The organism is Dietzia sp. SLG310A2-38A2, assembly GCF_014145095.1.
Taxonomy (GTDB): Bacteria; Actinomycetota; Actinomycetes; order Mycobacteriales; family Mycobacteriaceae; genus Dietzia.
Map to the genome: position 1 here is coordinate 1 of NZ_JAALDX010000090.1, position 4976 is coordinate 4976.

Consider the following 4976-nt stretch of genomic DNA (forward strand, 5'->3'; position numbering starts at 1 on the left):
GGCCGGGCGCGAGCCCCGCCAGCGGAGAACGCCACCCGGGCGACGAGGGCCGCGCCGGCGCACAGCCAGGGGCGCACGAGCGCCTCGCACGCGGGAGGGCCACTAGAATCACTGCCACCTTCTTCGTCCGGACCAGGAGGGTGGGCCGTGACTAATCTCGATGCTGAGTTCGCCGAACTCATCGACACCGTTGGCCACAGGCGTGCGGGCATCCTCGCCACCACGGCCCGCAAGATCGCGACCGAGATCCGCACCGCTGCTGATGCGCTCGGTACCGCGGCAGTGGGCCCCAGTCAGCGACACATCCTCGCCGCCCTGCCAGCGTGCACGTACGCCCAGAGCCGGTTCTGGCGCTACCAATTCGCCGACTGCGCCTCCCGGCTGGCCGACGACTCCAAGCGGTGGGGCGCACCCGTACCCCGCTGCACCGGCGAAGAAATGGCACTGCACCTCATCCTCCACCGCACCACCACCGACACCGGCCAGTCGTGGTCAGACCTGGCCGAAGACCTCTTCCAGGACAACGACGTCCTCACCCTCTATGACATCCCCGTCGACGCAGTCACCGGGCCCATCGGCGCAGTACAGCTCACACCCGCCCAGTGGTTCACCGAGTTCACCACACCATTTCCACTGCCACCCCGGCCCTAACCACCGGCCCGGGCAGCGCCCCTGGGCCACACGCCCCGCCCCAGGCCCAGGCGTGTGGCAGCGGTTGATCCACACACCTGGTGTGAACTATAGTTGACACACGTGATCGAGATCCTCTGGTCAGACACCTTCAACCGCTGGCTGACAAAGCTCAAAGACAGACAGGCCGCCGCGCGGGTGCTCGTCCGGATTAGACGCCTGGCCTCGGGCAACCCCGGAGACGTCAGACCCGTCGGCCATGGCGTCTCGGAACTGCGCCTGAACTACGGACCCGGCTACCGCATCTACTACCTCCGCCACCAGGACCAACTGATCCTCATCCTCGCCGGAGGAGACAAGTCCAGCCAACAAACAGACATCACAAGAGCGCACGAGATCGCCGAACACTGGCGACGAACACAAGGAGAATCCCAATGAACACCGAAACCTTCACCCACTTTGACCCCTCGACGCACCTCAACACCGTCGAGGACGTCGCGGCCTACCTGGAAGCCCTCATCGAAGAAAGCAACGACGACCCCACCGTCATCGCCCACGCCCTCGGAGACATCGCCCGCTCCCGCAACTTCAGCGAAATCGCCCGCCAAGCCGGAATCAGCCGCGAAGGCCTCTACAAAGCACTCTCACCAAGCGGCAACCCCACGCTGGCCACCGTCATCAAAGTCTCCCGTGCCCTCGGCCTGCGACTGCACTTCGAAGCCGTCGCCTAACTGTGGTTCCCCCCGCATCGTGGAGGGTTTCCTAGGCGGCTTCCGGTTCGGTCGCCGCGGCGGTCTCGTAGCTGATCGGGCTCACCATTCCGATCGTGCTGTGTCGTCGGTCGTGGTTGTAGAACCTGGCCGGCCGTCCCCACCGGCTCCGGGAGGATCGGCTGCGGCGGCTCGGCGGTGCAGCAGGCGCTCTCCGAGGCCTATCGCGACCAGGTCGGACTGCCGATCCTCCAGGCCTGGGGCATGACCGAGATCAGCCCGTTGGCTTCCTCCTCGGTCCTGCCTCGCCGTTACGCCGACGCGGACGCGGACGCCGGCACCCAGGCCGAACAGCGAGCCCGTGCCGGCATCCCCATCCTCGGGGTCGAGGCCCGCATCGTCGACGCCGCCAGCCTGGAGCCGCAGCCGTGGGACGACCACGCCACGGGTGAGCTGCAGGTCCGTGGGCCCTGGTGCGCCCAGGACTAGCCTCGGTCTTTCACGGGCCGGTGACTCAAGCCGCTGAACGCACGTCAGTGAGCTGTTCGGGCTGATTTAAAGGGCGGGGCATGGTTGAGGCCCGGCTGTCGCGCCGGGTGTGCGGGTTCCGGGGGTCCTTCGGGGTCGTCGGTGCAGAGGGTCGACGGTCAGCCGAACGCGGTGCGTATTCGGTGCCAGCCTGCGGCGATGGCGGCGGCCCAGCGCCAGGTCTTGTCGATGCGTAGTCGGGTCTGTCGGGCGCTGCGGGTGATGCGGGCAGCCACGTGCAGCACTCGGTAGCGGAACGCGGCGATCTCGCAGCGGGCCAGCACTGGGTCGCCATCAAATGCGATGAGTTTGGTCCAGGCGATCAAGTCGGTGGCCATCATGACGACCTCGAGCCAGGCGGCGTTCTCGTTGAACCCGCGGCAGGGCAGGTTGCGTAGCCCGGTGGCTTTGGCCTGTCGGATACGGTCTTCGACTCGGGCGTGCTGGCGGTGACGCAGCTCCAGGCCGGCGATATTGCCGCAGACCACTCCGGGTGGGGTGTCGGTGAGGAACGCGGTGATGCGCATGCCGTCCGAGTCGGTGAACGTCAGCTGCGCCCCGGGGTGCGGCCGTTCTTTGCGCAGTATCAACCGTGATCCGTCTGGCCAGGCCGACAGGTCGATGTTGGCGGTGACCTCGGCTACCCAGGCACCGTTCCGGATTCCGCTATCGGTGTCGATGGCCGGGGACCAACACTGCTCAGGGATGCCATCGACGAATTTCTTGATACGAAAGTCCACCGGGAACCCGAAGGAGAACCCGACCCCACGCTCGCGGCAAGCGGCCGCAAACGCTCGGGTGGCGCCAGCCGAATCCGAGCGGGCCAGCACCCGTGGGCCGCCGGGATCGCCGGGGATGGGACGCGCATGTGCAGGGAGCGAGGCCAGAGCCATGTCCAGGACCTGGATGTGGTCGGCCGCGGTGTTCGAACCAGCATTGCCGGGACGTAGCAGCCCGCCCAGTACCTCCCCGCCAGCAATGTCGGGCCGATCCAGAAACGCCAGCAGCGGGTGGAACCCGAAGGTGCGCTTCCAGGTCGCGGCCGCGTTCTCCTTCTCGCTATGGGCGACGGTGATCGTGGCATCCAGATCGATGCACAGTTCCTGACTCAAATCCGGGCCGGCGCCCGCGGCCCACGCCGCCTGCCGGGCTGCCGCCCGCGCGGCGCGCACCGCCGGAAGGTGCTCGGCGTCGACTCGGTCCAGCACCCGCCACGCCGTCGGCATCGAGGCGACCGGACCGAACACGCCCTGGCGATCACCCAGGACCCCGATCCCGGTGATCGCGTCCGCGCCATCGGCTACCGCGACGGCCAGATCGGTCAGCACCTGGCCCGGGGAGTGGACCCGTGCCCCCGCGGTAGGTGTCCGTCAGAGCGTCGTTGAGCGCAGCGACCAGGCCAGAGTGCTCGGCGAGCTCCCGCAGCATCCCCAACCCGGCGTGCGAGACCACGCCCGACCCGTCCGCACTGACCCTCAACCGCCGAAATGACCCGCTAGACTTCACCTGGGAAGTGCTCCTCGAACTGATATGACGTTGACCCTAGACAAGTCACATCATCCCAGCTCCGGAGCACTTCCCATGTCATTTCTGAGCCCTCACCTCACGTCCCGCGTGAAAGACCGAGGCTAGTGGGTGTCTCCGTTAGTTCGTCGGGGGTCTGGGAGCCAGGCGGTGGGGTCGCCGAGGTAGAGGCCGCAGGCGGTGTCGAGGGCTTCTTCGGGAGTGCCTGAGGGCCATCCGCCTGGCAGGGCGGCTTGCTGGTAGTCGTTGTGGCTGGCGCGGTAGATCGCGAATCCCCATTGGCTGGCTGATCCGGCGTAGCGCAGCCGGCAGAGTTTCAACTCTTCCCCGTGGGTCAAGGTGGCGTCGATGTAGGCGAACCCGGCGCGGTAGCGGGTATGCAGGGTCTGGATCTGGGGCCAGCGTTCGGTAGCGCGAGCCAGGAGCTTTTGTCTCAGTGACGTCTGGGTCGAGTCGGGGATCTTCGCCATGGTCTCCATCATCACCGCCACTGGTTTCGCACTCGAATTTCGGCTTGTTCCGGCGTGGCGACTTGGCTGGCGATGCTGGGTGCGTCAGAAATGAATATGTCTCCCACCAGCGCTGATGTCGTCATCCTCACTGACAAAGAACGCGACGAGCTGACCCGCCGCGCGAACGCCGCGAGTTGTCCACACCGTGAGGTGCTGCGGGCCCGGATCGTGCTCGCCGCTGGCAGACGGTGACGCGAACGCTGCGATCGCCCGCGAGGTCGGGGTGTGTGAGGACACCGCACGCCGCTGGCGGCATCGCTTCTGCCTCGAGCGCCTGGAGGGGCTTGAGGATCGGCCCCGACCGGGGCGACCGCGGGTGTTCACCCCGGTCGAGGTCGCCGAGGTCAAGGCACTGGCGTGTTCACACCCAGCTGACCATGATCTGCCACTGACCAGATGGTCCACCACCGAGTTCGGGGTGGATCGACACGGGTCACCGACACCCTGCGGGCGGTCCACGCGATCCTCCAGCGCTACATCTCCGAACCTTAGAGTGGTGTAACTCGGTGGCCGAGATCGTCTCCGACATCCGTGTCGTTGACGGATGTAGAGCGGCCACCGTGTGATCCATCGAGTCAACCTTCCAAAGAATCCTCGAGGAGTCATCACGATGACCGCACCCCATATTGTCGACCCGGCAGGCCTGCTTGGCCAAGCCCTCACAGAGGCGTCTCCAGATCTGATGCGTGAGCTGCAGCAGACCATGATCAACGCCCTGCTGTCCGCGGACGCCGATGCCGTCTGCGGCGCCGAGTGGAACGCCCGCTCGGAGCAGCGCACCAACCACCGCAATGGCTACCGCCACCGGCCCCTGGATACGCGGGTCGGCACCGTTGATGTCGCCGTCCCGAAGCTGCGCTTGGGCAGCTACTTCCCCGAGTGGCTGCTCGAGCGCCGCAAGCGGGCCGAGTCCGCGCTGATCACGGTCGTGGCGGACTGCTACCTGCGTTCCGGGCACCGCGCCGGGAGCGGTCGAGTGGAGGAGGTTGTCGTGCCGGGGCAGGACGACCGGCACGCGGCCATCTCCCAGACTGAACCCCCGGCCCCTATCCGCCAGACTGAGGTGAGACAC

At 66.9% G+C, this 4976-nt stretch carries 6 protein-coding genes and 1 pseudogene; 5 read left to right on the forward strand and 2 right to left on the reverse strand.

Features of this window, described 5'->3' with window-relative positions; translation table 11 throughout:
- The first annotated feature begins 147 nt into the window (after positions 1–147).
- The 4 genes from G6027_RS03670 to G6027_RS03685 all read left to right on the forward strand — a co-directional run bounded on the left by G6027_RS03670 (position 148) and on the right by G6027_RS03685 (position 1829).
- A complete protein-coding gene (locus G6027_RS03670) occupies positions 148–651 on the forward strand; it encodes a hypothetical protein (protein ID WP_083249696.1) in 504 nt (167 codons plus the stop codon).
- A gap of 102 nt (positions 652–753) precedes the next feature.
- Positions 754–1068, forward strand: coding sequence for a type II toxin-antitoxin system RelE/ParE family toxin (locus G6027_RS03675; protein ID WP_069389434.1), 315 nt, complete (start codon positions 754–756; stop codon positions 1066–1068).
- Positions 1065–1361 (forward strand): addiction module antidote protein, encoded by a 297-nt coding sequence (locus G6027_RS03680; protein WP_069389435.1) that lies wholly within the window; start codon positions 1065–1067, stop codon positions 1359–1361. Before G6027_RS03675 ends, G6027_RS03680 begins: the two co-directional genes overlap by 4 nt.
- A 156-nt stretch (positions 1362–1517) precedes the next feature.
- Positions 1518–1829: an AMP-binding protein gene (locus G6027_RS03685; RefSeq protein WP_268817110.1), complete on the forward strand. Its 312-nt coding sequence runs from the start codon at positions 1518–1520 to the stop codon at positions 1827–1829.
- A gap of 158 nt (positions 1830–1987) precedes the next feature.
- Here the strand turns inward: G6027_RS03685 and G6027_RS03690 are convergent.
- Positions 1988–3374: pseudogene (locus G6027_RS03690) on the reverse strand (IS1380 family transposase).
- Positions 3375–3496: 122 nt separating this feature from the next.
- Entirely contained in the window at positions 3497–3862 is a 366-nt protein-coding gene (locus G6027_RS03695; protein ID WP_069389517.1) for a hypothetical protein, read from the reverse strand.
- A 652-nt stretch (positions 3863–4514) separates the two neighbouring features.
- Here G6027_RS03695 and G6027_RS03705 point away from each other — a divergent pair.
- Positions 4515–4976 (forward strand): transposase (locus G6027_RS03705; protein ID WP_241726783.1); only part of this gene is annotated, 462 nt, incomplete at its 3' end.

Excerpts from the sequence above, each read along its gene's own strand:
- G6027_RS03680 (WP_069389435.1), top strand. The coding sequence starts at position 1,065 with ATGAACACCGAAACCTTCACCCACTTTGACCCCTCGACGCACCTCAAC.
- G6027_RS03695 (WP_069389517.1), bottom strand. The coding sequence starts at position 3,862 with ATGGCGAAGATCCCCGACTCGACCCAGACGTCACTGAGACAAAAGCTC.